The sequence below is a fragment of the Clostridium sp. CTA-5 genome, from assembly GCF_054768135.1.
Genome location: NZ_BAAAAT010000009.1, coordinates 1 through 26,145 on the forward strand (window position 1 = coordinate 1; position 26,145 = coordinate 26,145).

At 26.6% G+C, this 26,145-nt stretch carries 27 protein-coding genes and 1 riboswitch; of the genes, 18 read left to right on the forward strand and 9 right to left on the reverse strand.

The window, feature by feature from the left end:
• Positions 1–849 precede the first annotated feature (849 nt).
• From ACYUET_RS14640 to asrC, 5 genes are all read left to right on the forward strand, one after another.
• Complete coding sequence (locus tag ACYUET_RS14640; RefSeq protein WP_460280811.1) at positions 850–1,542, forward strand: Crp/Fnr family transcriptional regulator; 693 nt, start codon at positions 850–852, stop codon at positions 1,540–1,542.
• An 84-nt stretch (positions 1,543–1,626) separates the two neighbouring features.
• On the forward strand, positions 1,627–2,394 hold the full coding sequence (locus ACYUET_RS14645) for a formate/nitrite transporter family protein (RefSeq protein ID WP_460280813.1): 768 nt from the start codon (positions 1,627–1,629) through the stop codon (positions 2,392–2,394).
• 12 nt (positions 2,395–2,406) lie between these two features.
• Complete coding sequence (gene asrA, locus ACYUET_RS14650; protein ID WP_460280815.1) at positions 2,407–3,417, forward strand: anaerobic sulfite reductase subunit AsrA; 1,011 nt, start codon at positions 2,407–2,409, stop codon at positions 3,415–3,417.
• Positions 3,410–4,204 carry an anaerobic sulfite reductase subunit AsrB gene (gene asrB / locus ACYUET_RS14655; protein ID WP_460280817.1) on the forward strand — a complete coding sequence of 265 codons (795 nt, stop codon included), beginning with the start codon at positions 3,410–3,412 and terminating at the stop codon, positions 4,202–4,204. Before asrA ends, asrB begins: the two co-directional genes overlap by 8 nt.
• A 13-nt stretch (positions 4,205–4,217) precedes the next feature.
• Positions 4,218–5,180, forward strand: a complete 963-nt coding sequence (asrC, locus tag ACYUET_RS14660) for a sulfite reductase subunit C (protein WP_460280819.1) — start codon at positions 4,218–4,220, stop codon at positions 5,178–5,180.
• A gap of 148 nt (positions 5,181–5,328) precedes the next feature.
• Here asrC and ACYUET_RS14665 read toward each other — a convergent pair whose 3' ends face one another.
• The 3 genes from ACYUET_RS14665 to ACYUET_RS14675 are packed head-to-tail and all read right to left on the reverse strand — an operon-like array spanning position 5,329 to position 6,338.
• Entirely contained in the window at positions 5,329–5,892 is a 564-nt protein-coding gene (locus tag ACYUET_RS14665; protein ID WP_460280821.1) for a manganese catalase family protein, read from the reverse strand.
• Positions 5,893–5,906: 14 nt separating this feature from the next.
• Positions 5,907–6,158, reverse strand: a complete 252-nt coding sequence (locus ACYUET_RS14670; protein ID WP_460280823.1) for a spore coat protein CotJB — start codon at positions 6,156–6,158, stop codon at positions 5,907–5,909.
• 12 nt (positions 6,159–6,170) lie between these two features.
• A complete protein-coding gene (locus ACYUET_RS14675; RefSeq protein WP_219781181.1) occupies positions 6,171–6,338 on the reverse strand; it encodes a spore coat associated protein CotJA in 168 nt (55 codons plus the stop codon).
• Positions 6,339–6,682: 344 nt separating this feature from the next.
• Between ACYUET_RS14675 and ACYUET_RS14680 the strand changes: the two genes are divergently transcribed.
• On the forward strand, positions 6,683–8,728 hold the full coding sequence (locus ACYUET_RS14680) for a M13-type metalloendopeptidase (protein ID WP_460280825.1): 2,046 nt from the start codon (positions 6,683–6,685) through the stop codon (positions 8,726–8,728).
• Positions 8,729–8,797: 69 nt separating this feature from the next.
• On the opposite strand, the gene ACYUET_RS14685 is transcribed toward ACYUET_RS14680, so the two are convergent.
• Together ACYUET_RS14685 and ACYUET_RS14690 are read right to left on the reverse strand one after the other, a co-directional pair.
• Positions 8,798–9,544, reverse strand: coding sequence for a TIGR03915 family putative DNA repair protein (locus tag ACYUET_RS14685; RefSeq protein WP_460280827.1), 747 nt, complete (start codon positions 9,542–9,544; stop codon positions 8,798–8,800).
• Positions 9,545–9,546: 2 nt separating this feature from the next.
• On the reverse strand, positions 9,547–10,908 hold the full coding sequence (locus tag ACYUET_RS14690) for a putative DNA modification/repair radical SAM protein (RefSeq protein WP_460280828.1): 1,362 nt from the start codon (positions 10,906–10,908) through the stop codon (positions 9,547–9,549).
• Positions 10,909–11,403: 495 nt separating this feature from the next.
• Between ACYUET_RS14690 and ACYUET_RS14695 the strand changes: the two genes are divergently transcribed.
• Positions 11,404–12,024 (forward strand): HAD family hydrolase, encoded by a 621-nt coding sequence (locus ACYUET_RS14695; RefSeq protein ID WP_460280829.1) that lies wholly within the window; start codon positions 11,404–11,406, stop codon positions 12,022–12,024.
• Positions 12,025–12,394: 370 nt separating this feature from the next.
• Here the strand turns inward: ACYUET_RS14695 and ACYUET_RS14700 are convergent, their stop codons facing one another.
• Positions 12,395–12,517: a hypothetical protein gene (locus tag ACYUET_RS14700; RefSeq protein WP_460280830.1), complete on the reverse strand. Its 123-nt coding sequence runs from the start codon at positions 12,515–12,517 to the stop codon at positions 12,395–12,397.
• Positions 12,518–13,086: 569 nt separating this feature from the next.
• Between ACYUET_RS14700 and ACYUET_RS14705 the strand changes: the two genes are divergently transcribed.
• From ACYUET_RS14705 to ACYUET_RS14720, 4 genes are all read left to right on the forward strand, one after another.
• Positions 13,087–13,296 (forward strand): FeoA family protein, encoded by a 210-nt coding sequence (locus tag ACYUET_RS14705; RefSeq protein ID WP_460280831.1) that lies wholly within the window; start codon positions 13,087–13,089, stop codon positions 13,294–13,296.
• 12 nt (positions 13,297–13,308) lie between these two features.
• Positions 13,309–13,530, forward strand: a complete 222-nt coding sequence (locus ACYUET_RS14710) for a FeoA family protein (protein ID WP_219781187.1) — start codon at positions 13,309–13,311, stop codon at positions 13,528–13,530.
• 88 nt (positions 13,531–13,618) lie between these two features.
• The gene (gene feoB, locus ACYUET_RS14715; RefSeq protein WP_460280833.1) at positions 13,619–15,763 is read left to right on the forward strand and encodes a ferrous iron transport protein B; all 2,145 of its coding nucleotides are present in this window, start codon (positions 13,619–13,621) and stop codon (positions 15,761–15,763) included.
• Between the two features lie 84 nt (positions 15,764–15,847).
• Positions 15,848–16,027, forward strand: coding sequence for a FeoB-associated Cys-rich membrane protein (locus ACYUET_RS14720; protein WP_460280835.1), 180 nt, complete (start codon positions 15,848–15,850; stop codon positions 16,025–16,027).
• 131 nt (positions 16,028–16,158) lie between these two features.
• Here ACYUET_RS14720 and ACYUET_RS14725 read toward each other — a convergent pair whose 3' ends face one another.
• Both ACYUET_RS14725 and ACYUET_RS14730 read right to left on the reverse strand, forming a co-directional pair.
• Positions 16,159–16,476: a DUF1540 domain-containing protein gene (locus tag ACYUET_RS14725; protein WP_460280837.1), complete on the reverse strand. Its 318-nt coding sequence runs from the start codon at positions 16,474–16,476 to the stop codon at positions 16,159–16,161.
• Between the two features lie 86 nt (positions 16,477–16,562).
• Positions 16,563–17,105, reverse strand: coding sequence for an NADH peroxidase (locus tag ACYUET_RS14730; RefSeq protein WP_460280839.1), 543 nt, complete (start codon positions 17,103–17,105; stop codon positions 16,563–16,565).
• A 306-nt stretch (positions 17,106–17,411) separates the two neighbouring features.
• On the opposite strand from ACYUET_RS14730, the gene nadA reads away from it, so the two are divergent.
• The 6 genes from nadA to ACYUET_RS14760 all read left to right on the forward strand — a co-directional run bounded on the left by nadA (position 17,412) and on the right by ACYUET_RS14760 (position 22,895).
• Positions 17,412–18,323 (forward strand): quinolinate synthase NadA, encoded by a 912-nt coding sequence (gene nadA / locus ACYUET_RS14735; RefSeq protein WP_460280841.1) that lies wholly within the window; start codon positions 17,412–17,414, stop codon positions 18,321–18,323.
• 4 nt (positions 18,324–18,327) lie between these two features.
• Positions 18,328–19,635 carry an L-aspartate oxidase gene (locus ACYUET_RS14740; RefSeq protein ID WP_460280843.1) on the forward strand — a complete coding sequence of 436 codons (1,308 nt, stop codon included), beginning with the start codon at positions 18,328–18,330 and terminating at the stop codon, positions 19,633–19,635.
• On the forward strand, positions 19,613–20,455 hold the full coding sequence (gene nadC / locus ACYUET_RS14745; RefSeq protein WP_460281036.1) for a carboxylating nicotinate-nucleotide diphosphorylase: 843 nt from the start codon (positions 19,613–19,615) through the stop codon (positions 20,453–20,455). Before ACYUET_RS14740 ends, nadC begins: the two co-directional genes overlap by 23 nt.
• A gap of 314 nt (positions 20,456–20,769) precedes the next feature.
• Positions 20,770–21,183: a flavodoxin gene (locus ACYUET_RS14750; RefSeq protein WP_460280845.1), complete on the forward strand. Its 414-nt coding sequence runs from the start codon at positions 20,770–20,772 to the stop codon at positions 21,181–21,183.
• A gap of 25 nt (positions 21,184–21,208) precedes the next feature.
• The gene (locus ACYUET_RS14755; protein WP_460280847.1) at positions 21,209–21,832 is read left to right on the forward strand and encodes a DUF3793 family protein; all 624 of its coding nucleotides are present in this window, start codon (positions 21,209–21,211) and stop codon (positions 21,830–21,832) included.
• A gap of 178 nt (positions 21,833–22,010) precedes the next feature.
• Positions 22,011–22,895 (forward strand): DMT family transporter, encoded by an 885-nt coding sequence (locus tag ACYUET_RS14760; RefSeq protein WP_460280849.1) that lies wholly within the window; start codon positions 22,011–22,013, stop codon positions 22,893–22,895.
• A gap of 186 nt (positions 22,896–23,081) precedes the next feature.
• Here ACYUET_RS14760 and ACYUET_RS14765 read toward each other — a convergent pair whose 3' ends face one another.
• The gene (locus ACYUET_RS14765; RefSeq protein WP_460280851.1) at positions 23,082–24,413 is read right to left on the reverse strand and encodes a voltage-gated chloride channel family protein; all 1,332 of its coding nucleotides are present in this window, start codon (positions 24,411–24,413) and stop codon (positions 23,082–23,084) included.
• 203 nt (positions 24,414–24,616) lie between these two features.
• Positions 24,617–24,676, reverse strand: a riboswitch (Fluoride riboswitch).
• 227 nt (positions 24,677–24,903) lie between these two features.
• Between ACYUET_RS14765 and nhaA the strand changes: the two genes are divergently transcribed.
• Positions 24,904–26,100: a Na+/H+ antiporter NhaA gene (gene nhaA, locus ACYUET_RS14770; protein WP_460280853.1), complete on the forward strand. Its 1,197-nt coding sequence runs from the start codon at positions 24,904–24,906 to the stop codon at positions 26,098–26,100.
• The last annotated feature ends 45 nt before the right edge of the window (positions 26,101–26,145 follow it).

The window sequence follows — 26,145 nt, forward strand, 5'->3', positions numbered from 1 at the left end:
CTGGATTAACTACTAAAGAAGGCGTTTATGCTGGTGGAGATGCAGTTACAGGTGCAGCAACAGTAATACTTGCTATGGGAGCTGGAAAGAAAGCTGCTCAAGCTATAGATGAATATTTAACTAAATAATTGTATATATTAACCTAAAATGTATCAATGAAAGTTGATATTATAGTATAAAGCTCATGGACAGAATTGTAATAGGAAACTTGACTCATATACATTTGTCCAGTAAGTTTGAGAAACAAAATATGAAATTTTGACTCTCACTTAAGAACTCTAAAAATAAAGATTAGTCCAATTAATGCATGTTCCCAATCAAAGATTGTTGACAAGCAATTAATTGTAAGACTAAAAGGAAACTCGACTCATGTACATTCACTGAGTAAGTTCAAGCAACAAAATATAAAATTTTGACTTTTACTTAAGAGTTCTAAAAAGCAAATTCCAATGCCAGTTCGCCCTTATACTAAAATATCAACACTATTTTAAAATGTAGCTTAATAAAAAGGACTATCTTAAAAAATATTTATATATTTAAGATAGTTCTTTAATTATTTTTAAAAATTATAATAAAGTCTAATCTATAAATAACTTATATTAAAATGTAATTTAGAAAAGTATATATAATAGTTAGTTTATTTTTTTATATTTAAGTGTTATATTATATAAGTTCTAATAAAGTTTATTCATTAATATAAATCTTAAAATATTTATAAAGGGTATGATTTATAAGTATAGTTAAGAACTTTAGTTAGAAGATATATTAAAAGAACTTCTATAAGATTAAAAATATTGTAAACTAAAATTTAAATAATTATTTTATTATATAATATGATTAGGAGCAGAAATGAAAGATATTACACTAGACCAAATAAAAGATTTAGAAATATTTAAAGATATATCTAAAAACTCTTTAGAGCAACTTGTAGAAATAGGGGAAGTAAAAAAATACAACTCAGGAAGCCACATTTTTAGAGATAAAGAAGATGTAAAAACATTATATATTGTGCTAAGCGGAAATGTATCATTATATAAATTAAATGGATGTGGTCATAAACGAGTAATATTTATATTAGGAAGAGGTAAGATGATTAATGATGTAATTATACATGAGTTACCTGCCTCTATAAATTGTGAGGTATTTGAAGAGGCGTATATTCTTAGTTATAGTAAAGATGATTTTCTAGCTATTATGGAAAAAGACTTTATACTGTCTAAAAACATAATATGTTCTTTATCAATGAAAGTTAGAAGAATGTATAGGCAACTTAAAAATTCAACTGGTGTAATAAAAATGGAAAAAAGGTTGGCAGCAAAGCTATGGAAATTAAGTAAGGATTATGGCCAAGAGTGTGATAAAGGAATACTTATTAATATAAATATAACCATTACGTATCTTTCAGAATTATTAGGATCCAAAAGAGAGACTATATCTAGAGCTTTAAAGATACTTTCTAATAAAAAATTAATAGAATATAAAGATAAAAAAATTTTGGTAATTGATCAAGATAAATTATCGAAATTTTTTAAAGCACTGTGACTTTTATCACGGTGCTTTTATTTTTAATTAATTATACTTTAGTTAAATACTAATTCAATATATAAACGAAGGGAGAATTTATATTTGTTTTGTGAAGAATTTAACAGTGTGGTGAGTGCTGGAAAAGCAAAGATGAATCTATTGAAAACGAATAAATGTGGATATTTCATAAGCTCAATGCTTGCAGGTCTTTATGTTGGAATGGGGATTATGCTTATATTTACTATTGGAGGATTACTAAATAGTGCGGGCTCAGTAGCGACTAAGATAGTTATGGGAATATCATTTGGAGTAGCATTAAGTTTGGTTGTTATGGCTGGTTCAGAACTTTTTACTGGAAATAATTTTGTTATGACTGCGGCTTCTTTAAGTGGAGAAGTAAAGTGGAGTGATACATTTAAAATATGGGTAGTTTGTTTTATTGGAAATTTACTTGGTTCAATAATTGCAGGAACTATGTTTTATTTTACTGGACTTGCAATAGGACCAGTAGGAACTTTTATTGCAAATACGTCAGCAGTAAAGATGAGTGTGCCATTCTTACCATTATTGATGCGTGCTATATTTTGTAATATATTAGTTTGTTTAGCTGTATGGTGCAGTTTTCGTTGTAAAAATGAAGTAGCTAAACTAATAATGATTTTTTGGTGTTTATTTTTATTTATAACAGCTGGATTTGAACACAGTGTAGCAAATATGACACTTTTAACAATAGGGTTACTATCACCAGGAACAGCAGATGTTAGCATAATGGGATATATATATAATATTGGAGTAGTAACACTTGGAAATATTATTGGTGGGGCATTATTTGTAGCCTTTCCATACTATATAATTTCAAAAAGAAAGTAAAGGAGTAGTAATATGGGATATAAATTAAATAAAAAAAGTATAAACGATATATTTGAAAGTTTATCAAAAGAATATCTAATCTATGCACCTAAATTATTTTTGGGAGAAGGAAATTTTTCAGATACTGATAGAATTCGCTATGGTGAAATAAAAAATATAGACGAGATTATCTTTAATCAAAAAGCACAATATTCTGCTAAAGAAGTATTACTACCAATTTCTCAAACACTGTTCTTTTTTACAGAAGATTCTATAAAAGAACCTAATCCACCTAAAAAAGGAGCAATTATATTTTTAAGAAGTTGTGATTTACATGCTATAAAACGTATGGATGATATTTATTTAAAAAATGGACAAGAAGATTATTATTATAAAAAATTAAGAGAAAATGTAAAGTTTATTTTAATGGGATGTGAAAATTCATTTGAAAATTGTTTTTGTGTAAGCATGGGAACAAATGAAACAAATGAATATGATGCTTATTTAAAAGTGATGGATGATTATGTATATGTAGATGTACAAGAAGAAGAACTTAAAAAATTATTTAAACAAGATAAAGAGATAGAAATTAAGCCAGATTTTGTAACACAAAATAATGTAAATGTGTCTATACCAGAAAATCTTTCTTTAGATATTATGAAGTCTAAAATGTGGGAAGAGTATAGTTCACGTTGTATTGCATGTGGTAGATGTAATTTTGCTTGTCCTACTTGTACTTGTTTTACAATGCAAGATATTTTCTATACTGACAATGGTAAAGCTGGTGAAAGACGTAGAGTATGGGCATCTTGCCAAGTAGATGGATTTACTGATATGGCTGGTGGACATAGTTTTAGACTAGATAAAGGACAACGTATGAGATTTAAGGTAATGCACAAAGTTTATGATTATAAGAAAAAATGGGGATATCACATGTGTGTTGGATGTGGTAGATGTGATGATATTTGCCCAGAATATATATCTTTTTCAAATTGTATAAATAAATTGAAAGATGGTATGGAAGAGGTGTTAACAAATGAGTAAAAACGAATATATTCCTTTTTTATCACAAATAAAAGAAGTAATTAAACATACAGATATTGAATATACTTTCAGAATGGAATTTAAAGGTGATGTAAAACCAGGTCAATTTTTTGAGGTATCATTACCTAAGTTTGGTGAAGCACCTATTTCAGTAAGCGGTATTGGTGAAGACACTGTTGATTTAACAATAAGAAGAGTTGGTAAAGTTACTAATGAAATATTTAATAACTATGTTGGTGATAAGCTATATTTAAGAGGTCCTTATGGAAATGGATTTGATATTAATAATTATAAAGGAAAAGAATTAATAGTAGTTGCAGGTGGAACAGGACTTTCACCAGTAAAAGGAGTAGTTGATTATTTTTCAAACAATATAGAAGATGCAAAAAATTTCACATTAATAGCAGGTTTTAAATCTCCTAGTGATGTTTTATTTAAAAGTGATATTGAAGCTTGGAATAAAAATATTAACCTTATTTTAACTGTTGATAATGCTCCAGAAGGATATGAAGGTAATGTAGGTATGGTTACTAAATACATTCCCAATCTTCCAATTAAAGATATTAAAAATGCAGTAGTTATTGTAGTAGGTCCTCCTATTATGATGAAATTTACAGTGGCAGAATTTTTAAAGCTTGGAATAGAAGAAAATAATATTTGGATATCACAAGAACGAAAAATGTGTTGTGGAATTGGTAAATGTGGTCATTGCAAAATAGATGATACATACATTTGCTTAGACGGACCAGTTTTTAACTATTCAAAAGGAAAATCTTTAATAGATTAGGAAGGAGTTAATTATGGATTTAAATACAAAAAAAATTAAAAAGAATGCATTTAGAGTCACAAAAGTAAGAGGATTAACTGCTTCTAGAATCAGAGTTCCAGGTGGACATATGCAAGCAGAACTTTTAGGTAAGATTCAAGAGATTGCACAAAAATATGGTAATGGTACTATTCATATAACAACACGCCAAGGATTCGAGGTACCTGGAATAAAATATGAAGATATGGATAAGGTAAATAAGTTATTACAACCTATAATTGAAGAATTAGATATAAATCAAGAAGTACCAGGTAAAGGATATACAGCTGCTGGAACAAGAAATGTAGCTGCTTGTATCGGAAATCAGGTTTGTCCTTTTGCAAATTACAATACAACTAATTTCGCAAAAAAAATTGATAAAGCTATATTCCCAAATGATTTACATTTTAAAGTGGCGTTAACAGGATGTCCTAATGATTGTATAAAAGCAAGAACTCATGACTTTGGGATAATAGGTATGACAGAACCACAATATGATATAGATAGATGTGTAAGTTGTGGAGCATGTGTAAAAGCTTGCAAGAAAAAATCTGTAGATGCCCTTAAATTTGTTAATTATAAGGTTGTTAGAAATGAAGATAAGTGTATTGGTTGTGGAGAATGTGTTATAAATTGTCCTACTGGTGCATGGACTAGAAGTAAAGAGAAATATTATAAATTAGTTATTATGGGTAGAACAGGAAAGAGAAATCCACGTTTAGCAGAAGATTTTTTAATTTGGGCAGATGAAGAGAGTATAATTAAGATAATTTTAAATACTTATAAATTTGTAGAGAAATATATTGCTAAAGATGCACCAGGAGGAAAGGAACATATAGGATATATTATTGATAGAGTAGGATTTTCAGAATATAAAAAATGGGCTCTAGAAGGAATAGAATTTCCTGAAAAAACAATAATTAAACAATGTGTTTATTGGGGCGGACTACACTTTTAATTAAATAAGACACATGAAATAAAATAATAGATCAACGATATGCCTAAATCAAAAAGCTCTATTACTTTTGTGGTAATAGAGCTTTTTGCAATTTCATATTTTAATGAAATTCAACAAATTTTAAATTATACTATTTTTATGAAGAATGCTATCTTTTACAAAAGTGATCTTGAACATTATTTAAAGCTTCACCAAATCTTTGATAGTGAACTACTTCTCTTTCTCTTAAAAATTTTAGTATATCTTTTATATCTTGTTCATCGGTTAATTGAATTAAATGTTCATAAGTTGCTCTTGCTTTTTGTTCAGCAGCCATATTTTCATGTAAGTCTGCAATGACATCACCTTTAGCTTGTATATAAGTTGCAGTCCATGGGTTTCCAGTAGCATCAGTATAAAATGTTGCTTTTCCATGATCAACATAATGCCCACCAAGTCCAGCTTCTTTTAATTCGTCTAAACTTGCATTTTCCATAAGTTGATGCGCCATAGTAGCAATTATTTCAACATGAGCCATTTCTTCTGTGCCTATATCTGTAAGTAAAGCTCTAGATTTTCCAGTAGGCATTGTATAACGTTGATTTAAATATCTAAGAGCAGCACCTAACTCTCCATCAGGGCCTCCATATTGAGATATAAGAAATTTAGCCATCTGAAGATCTTTACATTTAAGATTTACTGGATATTCGAGTGTTTTTACATAATACCACATAAATTTAAATCCTCCTAATCATAATTTTCCCAAGGCCAAGGTTTTTCAACCCAAGCTTTTGAATCTTCTTTAAAAGAAGTACCAAAGTTGGTAAGTGGGCCATAATTTTTTTCATATTCATTAATTAGACAAATTAGTTTATAAGATAAAGTTTCATAATCTTTTTTTGCATCTTTATCCTCAGGAAAATTATCTAGAAATAAATTTAAGTCTATAGCGGCAAATTGATAAATTCTTATATTATCTAATAACTCTTTTTCAGACATAATATATCACCTCTAACATTTATTTTTTTTCTTTTCATCATAAGGTTGATAAAGGGATTTGAAAATTGTTCCTTTATCAAAGGCTTCTTTGCATGAAAATAAATTCTCATATTTTTGAGGTAATATATATGCGCGAGCATATTCCTTTTGTTTATACATACAGTTATCATCTCTGTACATAAAAAAATTCATCCCTTCAATTTGATTACTCAATAAGTATAATATGCAATCTTAAAGAAGATTGTGATAATTCATGTAAAAATATGCGTTTTAATATTTTTGATTAAAATTCACGTTTTTGAGTTGATAATATAATTGCTTATTTTAATATGAAAATTAACTTTAACATAAGAATAATAGTTTAAATAAATTCTTATAAATAAAAATAGTTATTAATATTTAAAATAATACTATAGATTATAAATTAAAGTTTTTCTTAAGATAAGTCTATTTAATTTACCAGTTTATATTACTATGGTAAAATTGTGTAAAGTAGATTTATATTTAATAAAAAGGAGGATGAGATGAAAAAAAGAATATTATCGATATTAAGTATTTTGGTTTGTTTAATTACCTTACTTCCCACTAAATACTCAACAGTTATGGCATCAGAAACGTCTCAAGAAAGTTTAAATAAGAATAGCGAGATAAGATTACAAGATGATTTTTATAAAGCAATTAATCAAGAGTGGATTAAAGATTCTAAACTTAAAAATGGGGAAAATGAAAAAAGTGAATTTATAAATCTTAAAAATAAAGTTAAAAGTGAAATGAATACTATATTTGATGAATTATTAATCAATCAAAATAAGTATAGTGAAAATAGTGAAGAAAAAAAAGTTATTAATTTATATAATAATTTTATTAATATGGAATCAAGAAACAAACAAGGTACTGAACCAATAAAAAAATATATAGATCAAATAAAAGATGCAAAAAATTTAGATGAACTTACAAGATTATTTTCTAATCCAGAAATAAATATATTTAATAATTTAATTCAATTTAATGTAGAACCAGATAATAAAGATGGAAAAACTAATGTGCTATACATATATTCAACTCCACTTTTTTTAGGAGACTCAGCTCAATATAAAAACCCATCAGAAGAATTTAATAAAAATAAAATCATAATGGGAAAATATTTAAATAATGTTTTAAAGTTAAGCGGTTATAATGCTGAAGAGGCAAAAGAGAAGGTTAATAATTTATTTAAATTTGAAGAAATGTTAGCACCGTCTATGTTAAGTATACAAGAATTTTTTAAACAATATAGTACAAATCAAAGTATAGGTGAAATTTGTAGTGCTAAAGAAGTAGCTCAAAAGGCACCTAACTTAAATCTTTCATATATAATGAATGAATTAGGATATAATAAAGCTGATAAAGTTATTTTGCTTGAACCTAAATGGTTAGATAAGTTAAATGAATTATACACAGAAGGAAATTTACAGATTATAAAAGATTATACTGAAGTATGCTTAATTTCATCTGCATCTCAATATTTAAGTAAAGATTTTAAAGATGCATATTCAGAGTTTGAAAAAGAGTTATATTCATTAAAAGAAGAAAAAACTTTAGAGCAAGAGGGAAGAGAATATGTAGAAAAAAATTTTGGTATGTTGTTTAGCAAATTATATGTTAAAAGATATTTTACAAAGCAAGCTCAAAAAGATATAGAAGAAATTACTAGTGAAATAATAGAAACTTATAAAAAAAGAATTAACTCACTTGATTGGATGAATGATTCAACTAAACAAAGTGCTATAAGAAAGTTAGATTGTTTAAAAGTAAATATAGGATATTCAGGTGAATGGAAAGATTATTCAAAATTAGACTTGAAATCATATAATGAAGGAAGTTCACTTTTTGATAATACAGTAAATTTAGAACTTTTTTCATATAAAGAAAAATTAAATAAACTTAATAAATCAGTTACAGAAGAAAAATTACCTTTTGATTTGGGTAAACCACAAGATGTTAATGCATATTATGAGGCAAATACCAATCAAATTATTATTCCAGCAGCAATATTACAACCGCCATTTTATGATGCTAATGCAAGTAAAGAAGTAAACTTAGGTGCAATAGGTATGATTATTGGACATGAAATTACGCATGCTTTTGATAATACAGGAGCTAAGTTTGATGAAAATGGTAACATTAATAATTGGTGGAATGATGAAGATTATAAAGAGTTTACAGAAAAAATACAAAAAATAATAAATTTTTATGGAGAAATTGAAGTATTTCCAGGGAAAAAAATTGATGGAAAGTTAACAGCAGGTGAAAATATTGCAGATATAGGATCAATGACTTGCATGTTAGATATATTAGATACAATGAAAAATCCAAATTATGATGCTTTTTTTAGAAGTTTTGCTACTACATGGCGTAATATAGCTACTAAAGAATACAAAGAACTTTTATTAAAAACTGATAGTCATTCACCTAATAATATTAGAGTTAATACTGTTCTACAACAATTTGAAAAATTTTATGAAACTTATAACATTACAGAAAAAGATGATATGTATATTAAATTAGAAGATAGATTAGCAATTTGGTAATAAATTATTAAAAGATTTTTAAGAGTAGTTATTTAAATAATAGCTACCTTAAAAATCTTTTTTATTCTTTTAAAAATTCTGAGTTTCAAATATATGTTTCCAATATCGTTTAGGCATCATTCTCATTTGCAGCCTAGAATTTTCTCTTTCTTTTATATTTGTAGATTTAAAATAAGCATTCCAAAGAGTAGAATAATCATCATTAAGAAGTTTAAGTTTTTCATAATCATCAATATTCATACTAATTATTTCATATGAAACAGAATTATAAACTAAGGCTTTTTCTCTAGATATGTCATGAATAATAAAATATTCATTAGGAAATCTTTTTTTAAAATGTTCACCTATAAGTTCTAATATATCATTATCGGGTTCAATTGAAGAATAAAGAAATTTATCTTCAATAGATTTAAATCTAATAAATCCTTTAAATCTATGACTTTCAGAAGTAACTCTTTTATTTATTGTATCAACAAGTCGTACTTCATCAATATTTAAAAATGAATGTATATTATAACTAAGCTTGAAAGCTATTTTTAAATATTTAAATATAAGCATTTCTTTATTTTCATAGTTACTTAAATAGACAATATAAATTTTTTTCAAACAAAGATTATCTATCTTATTTAAAATAGTATCTCTAACTTTTTTAAATTTATCATTTTCAGTATTAATATTAATAATTTCATCAAATAAAAGAGGTATATTAGAAGAAGTTTTACTATAAATAGATGTTGGTGGAGTTTTACTATAAAAACAATAATAAATGGAAGTTAATAAACCTTCAAAACTACCATCATATAAAAATATTTTCATAATTAAAATTCTCCATTTATAGCTGTAATTTTGTCACTTAATCTAAATATATTATTTTGGTCATTAGGTAAAATAATTCCTGATGGAGTTATTTTTTCATCTAACTTAGATTGATCAAAAAAAGATATTTGATCAGGATGTGGAGTATTTGTTTTAATTATATTTTGTTCTAAAAGTTTATTTTTTATCTTGTTATCATCAAATGAAACCTCTCCATAGTATTTACCATTACATGTAATAAAATATTTTGCTCTTTTTAAAGTTACTCTTAATTTCTTTAAATCATCAAATGTTAATTTCTGAAATCTTCTAACTTTTAATATTTTTTTTACAGAAGTAACACCAATACCAGGTATACGCAATAATTTCTCATAGGAAGCGGTATTAATTTCTATAGGAAAATCATTTAAGTTAGATAATGCCCATGAGGTTTTTGGATCAAAATTTAAATCAAAATTATCATTTTCGTTTTTTAATAATTCATTTGCTCTAAATCCATAATATCTAAGTAACCAATCAGCTTGATAAAGTCTGTGTTCCCTCAGGGTTGGAGGATGAGCTATGTTAGGTAATAATTTATTATCTTTCACCACCGGAACATATGCTGAATAATAAACTCTTTTTAATTTATATTTATCATATAGTGATTGAGATAAACCAATTATTTTAGCATCACTTTCAGGTGTGGCTCCTACAATTAATTGTGTACTTTGTCCACCAGGTACGAATAAAGGAGTACTTTTTATTGTTTTTTTCATTTCTGTATAGTTAATTATAGAATTTTTAATTATTCCCATAGGTTTTAATATGGTATCTTTACTTTTTTGAGGTGCCAAAAGTTTTAGACTATCATTTGATGGAAGCTCAATATTAACACTCATTCTATCTGCATATCTGCCAGCTTCTTCTATTAGGCGTCTATCAGCACCAGGTATTGCTTTTAAGTGAATATATCCATTAAATTTTTCTTCTATTCTAAGTTTTTTTACTGTTTTTAGTAAGAGCTCCATAGTATAATTTGGATTATTTATAATAGCAGAACTTAAAAAAAGTCCTTCTATATAATTACGTTTATAAAAATTAATAGTAAGATTACATACTTCTTCAGGCGTAAAACTAACTCTTAAAAAATCTCTAGATATAGCATTTACGCAATATTTACAATTAAAAACACAATTGTTTGAAAATAAAATCTTTAAAAGCGATATACAGCGACCATCAGGGGTAAAGCTATGACAAATACCACTATTAGAGGCATCACCAATTCCTTTATTGAGATTTTTTCTTTTTGAACCAGAGGAGGAGCAGGAAACATCATATTTTGCAGCTGCTGAAAGAATTTTCAATTTATCCATTAAATCCATTTTAATTACACTTCCTTTTTAATAGGGTAAATAGAATATATGTTCTCATGAGATATATTATACTACGAATATATGTTTGGTTACAATGATTTATAAAAATAAAGCAGATGTATAAGTACTCTAAATATAAAGAAGAATAAAAAGTAAATTAGTTACTAATCATAGTAGTAATTAATATATATATTCTAATTAAGTTATTACATTTATAATCTTTTATAAAATTTTTATAGAAAATTATGTTTTGAATTAATAGTATCTAAATTAGAAGCATATATAGCATAAATTTTCTATATAAGTTCCTCACTATACTAGTAAGTCATAAAATTTATAAGTATTATAAGATTTATATTAATGAACAAACTTTATTGGAACTTATATATTATAAATATGTTATATGTAGATATGTTTTAATTTAAAGATTAGAATGTAAACCAATATTACCTGAAAAAGTAAAGTAGTATATAATTAGGATATAAGTAAAAAGGAGGTAAATTTGTGGATAGTCTTATTTTTGATTTAGATGGAACGTTATGGGATGCAACAGAAGCTTTTTATGTATGTTGGAATGAAGCTTTTTTAAAGTATGATGAAACAAAAACTGGTATGACACTTGAACAAATAAAGAGTGTTATGGGAATGACCATGAATGATATAATGGAAAAGTTTTTTCCAGGTTTAGATGAAAATTGTAGAGAAGATATAATAAAAGAATGTGCTGATATTGAACTTAAATATTTAGTAGAGAATGGTGGAAACCTATATCCTAAACTAGAAGAAACACTTAAAGAATTATCTAAAAAATATAAGTTATTTATAGTTAGTAATTGTGTTGAAGGATATATACAATGTTTTTTAAAAGCGCATAATTTAGAAAAATATTTTTTAGATTTTGAAGATCCAAGTAGAACAGAATTACCTAAAGCGGAAAATATTAAAATAGTAAAGAAAAGGAATGATTTACGTAGTCCAGTATATGTTGGAGATACTAAATGGGATGCAGAAGCTAGTAAGAAAGCAGGAGTACCTTTTGTATATGCAAGCTATGGTTTTGGGAATTTACAGGAATATGATTATGTAATAAATAAATTTGAAGATTTATTGGACTTAAAAAGGTAAAGTAAGTATATGTTTTAAAGTTATGTTTATACTATAAAATATCAGCATTTAGTTAAAAAATAACTAAAAATAAACAAATGTAAGTTAACTATTATTAGGAATGATAATAAAAACAAAAGATTAATATGAGAGAAATTGAATCTTATATTAATAATTTTAGAGAGGAAAAATATAATTTAGAGTTAATAAATTTCTTAATAAGTAGAAAAGATTGGTATTTCTAAATCCTTGAAGTATTTAGAAATAAGAGTTAGGTTGTTTTTAAATTTTATATTTTCAGGACAACCTAACATTTATTTATAATACTAATGTGTAGTATGCTAATGGGCTGTACATAATAATTTTTCTACAAATTTTTATAGAAAGAAATTTAGTGATTATTTTTTTTATTCTTTTTAAAGAATTTTTTACCATATTTATAGATAAATGCAATGATAATTGAATATATCAATATAATACCAACTGTAAGTAACATTGCTTTCATACGATCCATAATTAACACCTCTTTTTATAAGGCACATTCAAAAAAATAATAAATTAGTACGCTCGTCTATTTTGTGTCATACTGACGAAGAATATATAACGCCTCTTTAATCTATTATTTTATTTCATGTAGCTAAGATTAAGTATAAGAATATTTTAACATAATATGTTAATTAATAGAAGAGAAAAAGTAATTGTTTACATAAAATATTTAATATTAAAGAAGATTATCTCGAATAGTTAATAATTATTTTGAGATAATCTTTTTTGTTAGTTTTTATATTAAGATATTAAATTTGAACTTTAATATAGTCTTATATTTACAAATATAGAAACAATAATCAAAACCTCTAAAAAATGATCAAATTAAAAAAATAAAAGGTTTACAATTAAGGAATGAATAAAAAATATAAAAGTTACTGAAAATCATTTGCAACTTCTCAGAAAAGTGATATCATATTAGTATGATAATCATTATCAATAGTTAAGAAAAATCGATTGGACATGCTATAAAAATATACTTTTTATTATGTCTAATTGTTATGAATATTTATTTAATAAACTTAGGGGGGAAGATATATGCCATTAATATTAGCGGATAAGGGTAAAAGTGTATTTATCAAAAAAGTTAGTGGAAATGACGAAACAAGAAGATTTTTAGCTAGTTTAGGTTTTATTGTGGGTGAGGCAATTACTATTATTTCTGAAATCGGAGGTAATGTAATAATAAATGTAAAGAATAGTAGAATTGCATTAGACAAGTCTATGGCAAGCCGAATAATCGTTTAGGAGGATTAAAAAATGAGTACATTGAAGGATATAAAATGCGGACAAACTGTTAATGTTGCCAAAGTTGATGGGGTAGGTGCAGTTAGAAGGCGTATTATGGATATGGGAATAACAAGAGGGTGTGAAATTTTTGTTCGTAAAGTTGCACCACTTGGAGATCCAATTGAAATAACAGTTAGAGGATATGAATTATCCCTTCGTAAATCGGATGCAGAAATGATTGTTGTAAAGTAATATCTAAAAAGTGATTTTTACAAGTAAGATATGTGACTTGATTTTTTATGCTTAAGTTATAAAAACAAGTAAACAAGGAGGAATAAAAATGTCAATTAAAATAGGTCTTGCGGGTAACCCCAATTGTGGTAAGACAACAATGTTTAATGAACTTACAGGTTCAACACAATATGTGGGTAACTGGCCAGGAGTAACAGTTGAAAAAAAAGGTGGAAAATTAAAAGGTCATAAGGATGTTGAAATTATAGATTTACCAGGTATTTATTCTTTATCTCCTTACACACTTGAAGAAGTTGTAAGTCGTGATTTTATGATTAATGATAAACCAGATGCAATTATAAATATAGTTGATGCTTCTAATATTGAAAGAAACTTATATTTAACAACTCAAATTTTGGAATTAGGAATTCCTACAGTTGTAGTATTAAATATGATGGATATAGTCAGAAAAAATGGCGATAAAATTGATGTTAACAAACTATCAAAATTATTAAGATGTCCAGTTGTAGAAGCTTCAGCAGTAAAAGGACAAGGTGTTAAAGAGGCAGCAGAAAAAGCTATTGAAATTGTAAATCAAAAAAATGAATTTATTTTACCTTTCAGTGGAGAGGTTAAACAATCTATAGAATCTATAGAAAAAATTGTTGATGACAATATTTCTTATGAAGGTATGAAAAATAGTTGGATTACAATTAAATTATTTGAAAGAGATAAAAATGTTTTAGAAAAATTAAAAATATCTTCTGTAGTTTTAGATGAAATTGAATCAGTTATAAAAAAATGTGAATCTAAACTTGATGATGATAGTGAAAGTATTATTACTGAAGAACGTTATTCATTTATTGGAGACAATATATCAAAGGTTATAAAGAAAAATCGTAAAAGAAGCGAAACAACATCAGATAAAATTGATAAAATTGTTACAAATCGTTTCTTAGCACTTCCAATTTTCGCTTTTATTATGTGGGGAGTATATTACATAGCAATAAGTACAATTGGAACTGCGATGACAGATTGGGTAAATGACACATTATTTGCAGAGATTATTCAAGGAAATGTTTCGGATTGGTTAGTAAGTGCAAATGTTGCTGATTGGCTACAAGGATTAATTATAGATGGGTTAATTGGTGGAGTAGGAGCAGTACTTGGATTTGTACCTCAAATTATGGTTTTATTCTTCCTATTATCTTTACTTGAAGATTGTGGTTATATGGCTCGTGTAGCTTTTATCATGGATAGAATATTCCGTAAGTTTGGTCTGTCAGGTAAATCATTTATTCCTATGCTTATTAGTTCAGGTTGTGGAGTGCCAGGAATAATGGCAACTCGTACAATGGAAAATGATAGAGATAGAAAAATGACAATTATGCTAACTACATTTATTCCATGTAGTGCTAAGTTACCAATTATTGCATTATTTGCAGGAGCAATTTTTGGAGGAGCATCTTGGGTAGCACCTTCAGTATATTTTTTAGGCATTATAATGATAATTATATGTGGTATTATTTTAAAGAAAACTAAATTATTTGCAGGAGATCCTGCTCCTTTCGTTATGGAACTTCCACAATATCATATTCCAAGTTTAAAAGGTGTGTTAATGCATATGTGGGATAGAGGAAAGGCATTTATTATAAAAGCTGGTACAATTATTTTCGTTGCATGTGGAGTAATATGGTTCTTAAAATCATTTAATTGGTCATTAGAAATGGTTGATACTGGTGAAAGTATATTAGCTAGTATAGGTAGTGTAATAGCACCAATATTTGCACCACTTGGATTTGGAGATTGGCAATCAGCTGTTGCGACAATTACTGGTCTTGTTGCAAAAGAAGGGGTTGTTGCTACATTTGGTGTTTTATTTGGTATTGCTGATGCGACAGAAGAAGATCCAACACTTCTTATGAATGTTGCAAGTATGTTTACTGTAGTTAGTGCATTCTCATTTATAGCATTTAATATGCTTTGCGCTCCTTGCTTTGCAGCAATAGGTGCAATAAAGAGAGAAATGGGTTCATGGAAATGGACTTGGATTACATTAGGTTTCCAAACAGGTACTGCTTATATGGTTGCTCTTTTAATTAATCAAGTTGGTAATGCAATCTTATTGGGTGGTAGTATAGTAGGAGCAATAATTTCTATTTTGATAGTTGTTGGAATTGTAAGTTTTGTTATAATAGTTTCTAAAAATTCTATAAAAACTCAAACAACTCCTAAGTTAAGTTATACAAAATAATTCATATTATATACTCATTCATTAAGTTTTATTTGATGAATGGGTATATAATTAAAAATATTTAATTGAAGGAAGTGATATGTTATGATAGCAACAATTTTAATAAGTGTTATTATATTTGCTTTGATGGCTTTAGTAATAGCAAAACAAGTTAAAAAAGCTAAAAATGGTGAAGGTGGTTGTGGATGTGGATGTTCAGGTTGTCCATCAGCTAGTGCTTGTCACGGCATTAAATTTGCAGAAGAAAATAATAACATTAAATAAATGAAAGGCAAGTATTTACGATTAAGTATAATACTTGCCTTTTCATAAAGATTATATAAATAGATTAAATAATGTGAGAACATTTTATTTTTCCACATTATTATTTTATTATTCATATAAAATAAATAGTTTTATTTACGTTTAAAACTTTCACATTGAGTTTCTGTATACATGTTTGGATTAGAACCATCAACAGTTATAGATGAAAGATCACAAAGTTTATTATAATTATGTTTACATGTTTCAACAGAACAAACAAGACAATCACATTCACTAGAACTGTTAGTATTATTAGTTAAGTCACTATAATGTTTTTTATCTAAGAAAGATCCGCAGCATGTATCACAATCTTTTTGTGCGGATTGCCCACCAATATCAACACGATTAGCATAACAAGTACCAGAACAGTTATGAGAGCAATTAGTTACACCACAATTAATTTTTTGCATAAAAAACACTCCTTTTAATATAAATTTTTAGCTATATAAAAATGGTTTAGAAAATATTTTCTGTTGTTAATATTTAATTTATAAGTTTACTTAAAATATCTATCTAATAGACCTTTAAATGCTCTTCCATGTCTAGCTTCATCTTTACACATTTCATGAACAGTATCATGTATGGCATCTAAATTATCTTTTTTTGCTAATGTTGCTAGTTTCTTTTTACCATCACAAGCACCAAATTCAGCTTCTACTCTTGCTTTAAGATTAGCTTTTGTATCTGGTACAACAACTTCACCTAAAATTTCAGCAAATTTAGCAGCATGTTCAGCTTCTTCAAATGCAATTCTCTTATAAGCTTCAGCAACTTCAGGATATCCTTCTCTATCAGCTTGACGAGACATTGCTAAATACATACCAACTTCAGTACATTCACCAGTAAAATTAGCTCTTAAAGCTTCAATAATTTCAGATGATACATCACTTGCAATTCCAATTCTATGCTCATCTGCCCAAGTCATATCTTCTTTCATTTCAATAAATTTATCACTGCCAACTTTACACACAGGACAAATTTCGGGTGGGGTATCACCTTCATGAATATAACCACATACAGTACAAACAAATTTTTTCATTATAAATCCTCCTAAAAAATCCTTATCAATAAATTAGATAATTTATTTTAAATTAAAAGTTTTTTTATTTAAGTAAATATACTAATAACACACAATTTCAAGTATTCCCTAAATTAAATAAAATTATTTAATTTTAATAAGAGTTTATATTTGTAAATAATAAATATAATGATTAGCTTTTGATGCAAATAATATATGGAATTAATTTTAATTTTTTCTATATATTGAACAGAAAAAGTAGAAATGCTATAATTACCTACATAGGTGTATATACACCTGTAAATAAATTATAAAAGTGGTGTAATTATGTGGGGGACATTAAAAGATAAAATATTAAAATTAAAAAAAGAAAAGAATGCAATTATTCTTGCTCATTATTATCAGCCAAGTGAAATACAAGAAATAGCTGATTTTATAGGAGATTCTTATTATTTAAGTGAAATAGCTAAAAAATGTAAAGAAGATGTTATAGTATTTTGTGGAGTAAATTTTATGGCAGAGAGTGCAAAAATACTATCTCCGAATAAGCATATTTTAATTCCGAATAAAAAAGCAGGATGTTCAATGGCTGATATGGCTAGTAGTAAGTCTTTAATAGATTTAAAAGAAAAGTATCCAAAAGCTTATGTAGTTTGTTATATTAATTCAACTTATAATGTAAAAGCATATTGTGATGTTGTTGTAACATCATCAAGTGCATTAAAAATATTAGATAATGTATCTAATAAACAAATAATATTTTTGCCAGATAAAAATTTAGGAGAATATATATCAGAATTTTTTCCAGATAAAGAATTTATATTATGGGATGGTTTTTGTAAATGTCATAATAAAATAAATAAAAATGATATCTTAAAATTAAAAAAACAACATATTGATGCTGAAATATTAGTTCATCCAGAGTGCAAAAAAGAGGTTAGAATGCTTGGAGATTATATAGGAAGTACAAATGGAATAATAGAATATGCAACAAAAAGTAAATGCAATAAATTTATTATAGTAACAGAAGAAGGCATTTTACATGAATTAAATAAAAGAAATCCTAATAAAAAATTTATTTTCCCAGAAAATAGAATTTATTGTGAAGATATGAAGAAAACAACTCTTGAAAATTTATATGATACTTTATTAAATATGAAAAATGAAATAGTGTTAAATGAGGAGATTAGAAAGAAAGCATTAAAATCTTTAGAAAATATGCATAGGTTAGGGGACTAGTATTATGAATAAGTTTGTAGATGTACTAATAATAGGTTCAGGAATATCAGGATTATATTGTGCATTAAACTTAAGAAAAGATTTGAAGATTTTGATTGTTTGTAAAAGTGAAATAACATGTACTAATACTTATTTAGCTCAAGGGGGAATATCTACAGCCATAGATAAAAATGATATACCTTTATTTATATGTGATACTTTAAAAGCTGGTAAGTATGAAAATGATATAGAAGCAATAAAAATTTTGGCGAATGAATCAATGAATAACATAAGAGAGCTAATATCAATAGGAGTAGAATTTGATAAGGATGGTAATGGAAATTTAAACTTTACTAAAGAGGGAGCACATTCTGTAAATAGAATAGTTCACACAAAAGATAATACTGGTGAAAATGTTGCAAAGGCACTTATAAATAAAGTAATGCAATCTGATAATATAGAAATTTATCAGGATACGTATTTTGTTGATATTATAGAAAATCAAAGAAAATGCATTGGTGCAATATTAATTAAAGAAAACAAACAGATAAATGTATATTCAAAATGTGTAGTACTTGCAACTGGTGGTATAGGGGGATTATTTAGCAATTCAACTAATCAGAGAGTATTAAAAGGTGATGGAATAGCTACTGCAATTAAGCATGATATAGAAATTAAAGATATGAATTATATCCAAATTCATCCGACAGCATTTTATCAAGAATGTGAAGATAAAAGAAGATTATTAATATCTGAATCTTTAAGAGGAGAAGGTGGGAAGTTATTAAATATAAATGGAGAAAGATTTGTAGATGAACTTTTGCCAAGAGATATAGTATCAGAGGCTGTATATAAGGAGATGAAAAAAACAGATTCCCATTATGTAAATTTAGATATAAGTTTTTTAGGAAAAGATTATATAATTAGTAGATTTTCATCAATATATAAAGAATGTTTTAAAAGAGGTGTTGATATTACTAAGGAATATATTAAGGTTTCTCCAGCTCAACACTTTTTAATGGGAGGCATAAAAGTAGATTCTAACTCATTAACATCAATGGAAAATTTGTATGCAGTAGGTGAGACAAGCTGTACAGGTATTCATGGAGCAAATAGATTAGCAAGTAATTCTTTACTTGAGGGGCTTGTATTTTCAAGACGATGTGCAATTAATATAAATAAAAATATAAATTATATAGAGACTGATGTAATTGCAGTAAATAAAATAAGTAAATCTATAGAAGAGCTAAGTGAAGAAAACAGTATTTTAGTTAAAGAAGCAATAAAATTAAATGGGGGAATTTTAGATGATGAATTATTTAATTATAGATAAGATAATTAAAGAGGCATTAAAAGAGGATATACCAAATGAAGATATAACTACTAACTCTATAATAGATGATAAATGTATTGCTACAGTAGAGTTATTATGCAAAGAAGAAGGGATAATTGCAGGTTTAGATGTATTTAAAAGAGTATTTGAACTTTTAGGAGATGTTCAAATTGATTTATATAAATGCGATGGTGATAATGTATCTCCTAAAGATAAAGTGGGATTTTTAAAAGGCAATACTAGAAATATATTAAAGGGAGAAAGAGTTGCATTAAATTTATTACAAAGAATGAGTGGTATAGCTACGTTAACAAATAAATTTATAGAGCAAATAAAACATACAAATGTTAAACTTCTGGATACTAGAAAAACAACTCCAAATTTAAGAATTTTAGAGAAATATTCTGTAAAAATTGGAGGGGGAGGTAATCATAGGTTTAATCTATCAGATGGTATTATGATTAAAGATAACCATATAAGTGCAGCAGGTGGAATAAAACAAGCAGTAGAATTAGCTAGAAAGAATTCTTCCTTTGTCAGAAAAATTGAGGTGGAAACTGAAAATATAGAAATGGTTAAAGAGGCATTGAGTGCACAAGCAGATATAATAATGCTGGATAATATCGATTTGAATTTAGCTAAAGAAGCTGTGAATATTATTAATAAAAGAGCAATAATTGAATTCTCAGGTAATGTAAATATAAATAATATTAAAGAGGTTGCAGAAATAGGAGTAGATTATATATCTGTTGGAGCTTTGACTCATTCAGCAAAAATATTAGATTTTAGTATGAAAAATTTAAAAATAATAAATAGATAAAGTTTAAATAAGCTATTACAAGATAAGTTTTAATCATTTTGTAATAGCTTATTCATTTTAGGGCATATTTCAAAACAATGTGAAAATAGAAAATTAACAAGGTTGTTAGCATTTATTAATAAAGAGAATAATTAATTTTTAGGACGTTTAATACACGTTGTTTAAAGTACTGTAAGAAGAATATTCAAGAAAAAAAGAAATAAAATAAATTATTTTTAAATAAAGTATTGACAATTGTATCAATTAATAATATTATTTAATTGTAAATGATAATCGATCTCAAAAAGAAAAGAGATTGTTGAGGAGGAAATGGGATGAAAATAGTTTATTGGTCAGGAACAGGTAATACAGAAAAAATGGCAAATTTAATTAGTGAAGGTATAGTTGCAGCAGGAAAAGAAGCAACAGTAGTTAATGTATCTAATGCCAATTCAGATATATTTAATGATGAAGATGTAGTGATTTTAGGGTGTTCAGCTATGGGTGATGAGGTACTTGAAGAAGGAGAATTTGAACCTTTTGTAGAGGAATTGTCAAGCAAAGTTTCAGGTAAGAAAGTTGCATTGTTTGGTTCTTATGGATGGGGCGATGGACAATGGATGAGAGATTGGGAAGAAAGAATGATTTCTTATGGATGTCAATCAACAATTGATCCATTAACAGTTCAAAATGAACCAGAAGATGAAGATGAGTGTAGAGACTTTGGAAAGAAGATAGCTGCATTATAAAAAACAATTGAGGTAGGGAATTATTATGAAGTATTTAGATTTTTACAATAAATTAAATTCTATGGAAGATAAAGAATATATAGAAAATTTTATAGTTTATAATGTTTCTCAAGTTATTGCAGGTATAAAACCAGCGTCAACGATAGCATTAAAAAAAGATGGAGATAATCTATATGGAAAATGGATTAAATTTGGTAGAAGTTTTGTAAAAAATATAGGTTTAGAATTTATTGAATTAAGAGATAATGATAAAGCTATAATAGTAATGCTTTATAATAAGGAACTACTTGAAGAATATATATTTAAATCAGAAAATAAGCTGTTTCTAAATAAACTAGGATATGATGAAAAAGAAGATATACATATTTATCTAAAAAAATTAAAAGAAAGATATGATTTGTATCATTGTCCTCATGAACTTGGGTTATTCTTAGGAATACCAATTAAAGATGTTAAAGATTTTATGGAATGTACAAAGAAAAAATGTTTACTTTGTGGTTATTGGAAAGTATATAACGATTGCAACAAAGCTAAAAAAATCTTTTGTCAATATGATAAAGTTAAAGAGCACACACTTAACAACATACTAAATGGAAATAATTCGCATGACCTTGCATTTAGTATCAAAAATTTTTTCTGTTCTCCCTAAGATGTACATTTCATTAAATTTATATATATTAATTTACAAGCAAAAACTGCTGATAACCACATATCAGCAGTTTTTTTCTGTTAAATTATGATGTTGAACGTTATAAGGGATATATTAGAGTTATTGAAAATATTTATCAATAGTGATATATTAAATGGGTTAAGGAGGAGGGGAAAATATGAATTTTAATACTTCAAGCAATAGAACAAAAGGCATAATATTTATAATATTATCAGCTTTTGGTTTTGCAATGATGTCAGCATTTGTTAAACTTGCTGGAGACTTACCGTCTTTTGAAAAAGCCTTTTTTAGAAATTTAGTTTCTACAATAGTTGCATTTACATTGATTTTAAAACATAAAGAAAGTTTTTTTGGAAAAAGAGAAAATCAGAAAACGCTAATATTAAGGTCTTTATTTGGAACTTTAGGAATAGTTCTTAATTACTATACAATAGATATATTAGTTTTATCAGATGCGAATATGTTAAATAAATTAAGTCCATTTTTTGTTATTATTTTTTCAGCATTATTTTTAAAAGAAAGAATAAATATGAGACAAATAATTGCTTTAGGAATTGCATTTTTGGGAGCATTATTTATTATAAAGCCATCTTTTAATCTTGAAATATTACCAGCTTTAGCAGGGGTAGGAGGGGCAATCTTTGCAGCGGCAGCATATACTTGTGTAAGAGAACTAGGTGGAAAAGAAAAACCTGATACAATAGTATTTTATTTTTCTCTATTTTCTACAGTAGTATTATTTCCATTTATGATGTTTTCTTATAAGCCAATGGCATTAATACAATTTCTTTATTTGATATTAGCAGGGGTATTTGCAAGTTTAGGGCAATTCGGAATAACATTAGCTTACAAATATGCAGCAGCAAAAGAAATATCAATTTTTGATTATTCAAACATACTTTTCTCAGCAATAATAAGCTTAGTAATGTTTAATCAACTTCCAGATTATTTAAGCTTTATAGGATATATAGTTATCTTTAGTGCATCATTATATATGTTCGTATATAATAAAAAGTTAGATAAATTAGAAGAAGTTAAGTAAGTTCTGAAACATAAATTTAATTAATAAATCAAAAAAGCTAGTAATTTGATAAATAAGATATCAAATACTAGCTTTTTTGATTAGGATATGTTTTAAAATAGTGTTGATATTATAGTATAAAGCTCATAGACAGAGGAACTTACTTGAAATATAGCATTAGATTATTCATTAAGTGTAATATTAACTTTACAAAGAAAGTTTTTCATTTTTAGGTTTTCTATAATATGCTAATGTAGATTCTTTAGGAACTTTAATTAATGTACTTTTACTTGTACCAATTTTTTGAGAAATATATATGCCTGAATGACCAGAAAATAAATAACTTATAGCGCAGGTCATAAACATAAATTCAATTCCTTGAGCACCAAATAGCTCTAATCCTAAAATAAAAGATGTTATAGGGGCATTTGTTGCTCCAGCAAATACTCCTATAAGTCCTAATCCTGATAAAAAGGATGGAGAAATATGAAGTATATTTGATAAGGCATTACCAAATGTTGAACCTATTACAAATAAAGGAGTAACTTCTCCACCTTGAAATCCAGTACCTAAAGTAAATGAAGTAAATATAAGTTTATTAAAAAATGCAAAAGGACTTACTTGTTCAGTAAATGAATTATTTATTAAAGGTAGGCTAAGTCCAAGGTAATCTCTTGTCCCTATTAAATAGGTTAATAAAATTACTATAACTCCACCAACCATACTTTTAATTGCAGCATTTTTAAATTTAGAAGAAAATATATCTTTTAATTTATGTGTTAACTCACTAAATAATTTACTAATTAAGCCAAATAAAATTGCAGCAATTATAATTTTTAACACTACAATATATGTAATAGTAGGAACTTGCAATATAGTATAATGTGAATGATGAACACCAAAAGATGTTGTTACAATATTTCCTACAAAAGCCGATGTAAAGCATGGAATTAAAGCTTGATAGCTCATAGTTCCAAGTGCGGCCACTTCCAATCCGAATATAGTTCCAGCAAGTGGAGTACCAAAGACTGAACTAAATCCACTACTAATTCCACACATTAAAATAATTTTAGTATCTACCTTGTCTAATTTTAATAAACGTCCAACAACTTCAGATATACTTGAACCAATTTGTACACCAGTACCCTCTCTACCTGCAGAACCACCAAATAGATGAGTTATAAAAGTGCCAAGAAATACTAAAAATGCCATACGGGCAGGAATATCTCCATTGCTAGTATTAATTTTATCTATAATTAAATTATTACCTTTTGAAGAAGATTTGCCATATTTAGAATATAGAAAACTAACAAAAGCACCTCCTAGTGGAAGAAGAAATAATAACCAAGAATTATTATTTCTTAAAGTTGTAGCAAGTTCTAAACTGTTTAAAAATAAAGCACCAGCTACTCCTGTTAAACAGCCAACGATTGTACCTATAAAAATCCACTTTAAAAATGATATTCCAAGAAGTGTGCTTAAGTTTGGATTTTTAAGAAATACAATTGTCTTCTTTTTTTTAGAATTATCTTTATCCATATAAATTCTTTTCTCCTTTTTTATATTTTTAATAAATAATTGTTAAGGCGATTGTGGAGTCGTCAATTTTTTTATGTATCTAGGTATTTGAATATATTCTTTATTAACTTTTAAATAAAGAATATATTCTGAGTTATTTATAATTTCTTTAATAATATAATTTCGAAAGAATAAAAAGACTCCTACAAAAAACAGTATACCCGTTTTTTGTAGGAGTCATTAGCATTACGCAGTTAAAGGCGAACTCCATCACCTAAATATATAGTAATGATAATATGATTAAAATATTTTAACAATAGTTGTTATAAGCCGAAAATTTAAAATAAATGTAACATATTACTGAATTAAACGATATCATTTGATAATGCTTTGAAATACATATGTTTGTTATTAAATTTATGATAAGTACAGAAAATAAACATAATTTAATATAATTTTTTATTTAAATTATGTTTTTAGGGTATACATAATAATATGAAGGAGGCTATATATGAAAAATAAAATTAATAATAAAATTTTTAATCCATTTTTAGCTTTTTTAAAAAGTGAATCGTCTAGTGGTTTAATACTTTTAATTTGTGCTGTTATTGCGATAATAATTGCAAATTCTAGTTTTGCTACAACTTATGATAATATACTTCATACATATGTAACTATTGGATATAAAGAAATTTCTTTATCTATGTCAGTTCTTCATTGGATCAATGATGGATTAATGGCTATATTTTTCTTTGTAGTTGGGATGGAGATAAAGAGGGAGTTAGTAATTGGAGAGCTTAAGTCTTTAAAAAGGACAATATTACCTGTTTCTGCAGCATTGGGAGGTATGATAGTACCTGCAATTATTTATGTATTATTTAATTATAAAGGAGCAACGATTACAGGATGGGGAATTCCAATGGCAACAGATATTGCATTTGCTTTAGGAATACTTGCTTTAGTAGGAAAAAAAGCACCTAAGGGAATAGTAGTTTTTCTTACAGCTTTAGCTATAGTTGATGATTTGGGCGCTATTATTGTAATTGCTATATTTTATACTAGTCAAATTTATTGGAGTGCTTTTTTTATAGGGTTAGCTATTTTTTGTATACTTATATTAGCTAATAAATTTAAAATTAAATTTACATCTATTTTTATTATTGGAGGCATTTTACTTTGGATTTGTTTTTTAAAATCAGGTATACATGCAACAATTGCTGGTGTTTTACTTGGAATGGTGTTACCTGTTGGAAAAAATATGAATGAATTTAAAGAATCAATTTTATATAAACTTGAACATACTTTAACACCATGGTCGTCTTTTGTAATTATGCCAATATTCGCTTTAGCAAATTCAGGTATAAAGATTGATATTAATAGTTTTTCAACACTGATATTTACTCCTGTCAGTTTAGGTATTATATTTGGTCTTTTTGTTGGTAAACAAGTGGGAATATTTGGAGTTTCATATATACTAATAAAATTGAATATTGCAAAGCTTCCATCTCAGGTGACCAAAAACCATTTATATGGTGCAAGTGTTCTTGGAGGAATCGGATTTACTATGTCACTATTTGTTTCATCTTTATCATTTTCAGATGAAACTATATTGTCTACAGCAAAGATAAGTATTATGGTTGCTTCAATTTTATCTGCAATATTAGGTATAATAATATTTAAATTTATAAATCCTCAAATTGAAAAATAAAGTACATAAACAATTTGTTAAGTAATATAAATATATTTTTTATAA